This window comes from Brevundimonas sp. (assembly GCF_036399195.1).
Taxonomy (GTDB): domain Bacteria; phylum Pseudomonadota; class Alphaproteobacteria; order Caulobacterales; family Caulobacteraceae; genus Brevundimonas.
Genome location: NZ_DASWNO010000019.1, coordinates 1 through 2301, shown reverse-complemented (window position 1 = coordinate 2301; position 2301 = coordinate 1). Strand labels below are relative to the sequence as shown.

Sequence of the window (2301 nt, the reverse complement as noted above, 5' to 3'; positions counted from 1 at the left end):
CCCGGCAATGCGTCCGTGGTCATGCTCGACCCGGCCCAGCACGACCCTCGAAGCGCCTTTCCGCCCGAGAGCCGCCGCACCTTCCGCCTCTCGGCGGCGGGCTTCGAAGCCATGGCGGAGCACATCGAGGAGTCGCTGGACCTCACCGATGGGCGCGCCCGGATCGCCGCGGCGCGGGCCGGCGACGACGCGCGCTTCTTCGCCAGCCATGAGCATTTCTGGATTGGCAACCTATGCAACCACTGGTCCGGAGGCGTGCTGAACGCGGCCGGGCTGCCCGTGCGGCCGCTGCGTTCGATCACCTCGGCTGAGGTGATGGCGGCGGTGGACCGGGCGCAATTGGACAGGGGCGTCGCGCGGGACTAGACCCGCGCTCTTTCGTTTCGAGGCTTCTTCATCCGGGGCCGTGAAGCGTTCGCTTCAAGCCGGGTCCGAGTCCCGGCGAGCGGAGGACAGACCGATGAGCAACCGCAAACCGAAGAAGCCCGCGGCCAAGGCCGGGACGGTCAGCCAGCGTCAGTTGCGCGCCTCGGAGATGATCCGCCACGCCCTCGTCGAGGTCATGCGCGAGAACGAGATCCGCGACGAGGCCCTGACCGGCGTGTCGGTGACCGTCACCGAAGTGCGCCTGTCGCCCGACCTGAAGCACGCCACCTGTTTCGTCGAACCCTTGGGCGCAGGCGTCGACACCGCGCCCGTCGCTGGTCAGGTCGATGCGATCGTCAAGGCGCTCAACGCGCACGCGAAGTTCCTGCGCGGCGCGCTGGGACGGCACATCGACATGCGCTTCACCCCGGACCTGCGGTTCCGCCATGACGAGAGCTTCGCGGCGGCCGAGCGGCTGAACCGCCTGCTCGACGATCCGCGCGTCCGCGCCGATGTCTATGTGTCGCCGTTCGAGGACGATGATGCTGACGAGGGCGCCGGGCCGGGCGGCCCTCAAGCAGCGCGAAGCGCGGTAGGGCCCGAGGAAGAGGCCTAGTGGGCCGGCGCAAGAAGGGCGAAATCGTCAACGGGTGGGTCTGCCTCGACAAGCCGCTGGAGATGGGTTCGACCGAGGCGGTGTCGAAGGTCCGCCGGCTGTTCGATGCGCAGAAGGCGGGCCACGCGGGCACGCTTGACCCGCTGGCGTCGGGCGTCCTGCCGATCGCGCTGGGCGAGGCTACCAAGACCGTGCCCTTCATGATGGAGGCGCAGAAGGTCTATCGCTTCACCGTCAACTGGGGCGTCTCGACCGACAGCCTCGACCGTGAAGGCGAGATCGTCGCCCGCTCGCACGTGCGGCCGGACGCGGAGGCGGTGCGGGCGGCGCTGGCGGGCTTCGTCGGCGAGATCGACCAGACCCCGCCGCGCTTTTCGGCCATCAAGGTCGACGGCCAGCGGGCCTATGACCTGGCCCGTGACGGGGCCGAGTTCGAGCTCGCGGCGCGGCGCGTGACCATCCATGAGGCGGCGGTCACGGACGCGCCCGACGCCGATCACGTCGAGATCACCATGCGGACCGGCAAGGGCGTCTACGTCCGGTCGCTGGCCCGCGATCTGGCGGTCGCCCTCGGGGCCGAAGGGCACGTTTCGGCCCTGCGCCGGGAGCGGGTCGGGCCGTTCTCTACGGAAAACGCCGTGTCGCTGGATTTCCTGACCGATCTGGTGCATAGGGACGCCGCCTCGGAAGGCTTGCTTCCCGTCGCGACCGCCCTGGACGACATCCCGGAGCTGGCCGTGACGGATCAAGACGCCTTCTCGCTTCGGCAGGGACGGCCGATCGTTCTGCTCCCCAGACAGGTCGAAACGCTCAAGAGCCGCCTTCGGGAGGGCTCGAGAACCGTTTCAGCCTTTCAGGGCCAGACCCTCGTCGCTCTCGGTCAGTTGCGGGCCGGCCGGCTGGAACCCGACCGCGTTTTTAACCTCTAGCCTGCCCTCAAGTAGCGCGAAGCGCGGTAGGGCAAGGAAAGGATACCCGATGTCGATTACCGCTGAACGCAAGAACGAAGTCATCGCCGACAACGCCCGCACCGAGGGCGACACCGGTTCGGCCGAGGTCCAGGTCGCGATCCTCTCGGAACGCATCGCCAACCTCACCGAGCACTTCAAGACCCACAAGAAGGACAACCACTCGCGCCGCGGCCTGCTCAAGATGGTCTCGCAGCGTCGTCGCCTTCTTGACCACCTGTCGAAGGTCGATCGCGAGCGCTACACGGCGCTGATCACCAAGCTGAACCTGCGCCGCTAAGAGGCGCCGGGACACGCGGAAGAGTTTTTCGAGGCGCGGGCCATGTCCGCGCCTCGTTCCGCATCCAGAAC

At 68.2% G+C, this 2301-nt stretch carries 4 protein-coding genes; all 4 read left to right on the top strand.

What is annotated here, in order from left to right:
• Positions 1 to 366 (top strand): DUF2459 domain-containing protein (locus VGB60_RS01075; RefSeq protein ID WP_331036439.1); only part of this gene is annotated, 366 nt, incomplete at its 5' end.
• Positions 367 to 460: 94 nt separating this feature from the next.
• Positions 461 to 982 carry a 30S ribosome-binding factor RbfA gene (gene rbfA, locus VGB60_RS01070; protein WP_331036438.1) on the top strand — a complete coding sequence of 174 codons (522 nt, stop codon included), beginning with the start codon at positions 461 to 463 and terminating at the stop codon, positions 980 to 982.
• Complete coding sequence (gene truB, locus VGB60_RS01065; protein WP_331036437.1) at positions 982 to 1911, top strand: tRNA pseudouridine(55) synthase TruB; 930 nt, start codon at positions 982 to 984, stop codon at positions 1909 to 1911. The genes rbfA and truB overlap by 1 nt, the downstream gene beginning before the upstream one ends.
• Before the next feature lie 49 nt (positions 1912 to 1960).
• On the top strand, positions 1961 to 2230 hold the full coding sequence (gene rpsO, locus VGB60_RS01060; RefSeq protein ID WP_331036436.1) for a 30S ribosomal protein S15: 270 nt from the start codon (positions 1961 to 1963) through the stop codon (positions 2228 to 2230).
• Positions 2231 to 2301 lie beyond the last annotated feature (71 nt).